Raw genomic sequence first — 232 nt, forward strand, 5'->3', positions numbered from 1 at the left:
AGGCACTCAAACCCCTCTCGGACATCATCTCGTGTCCGGAGACGATCAATGGCGCAATCGACCTGGAAGATGCAGAGACCGACGCCGAAGAGATCCTTCGGACATTCATCCTCACCGAGGATCTCGAAAAGCACCTTCTCACCGTTCTGAATGACTTGCAAGAGGAACGCGGCGGAACCTACTGGCTACAAGGGGAATTCGGTAGTGGGAAATCGCACGTTCTCGCGACGCT

The 232-nt window shown here is 55.2% G+C and carries 1 protein-coding gene; it reads left to right on the forward strand.

What is annotated here, in order from left to right:
* The coding region (locus EXE44_RS20570) for a hypothetical protein (protein ID WP_158293526.1) at positions 1-232 on the forward strand (232 nt) is incomplete at both ends.

This window comes from Halorubrum sp. SS7, from assembly GCF_005435055.1.
Lineage (GTDB): Archaea > Halobacteriota > Halobacteria > Halobacteriales > Haloferacaceae > Halorubrum > Halorubrum salinarum.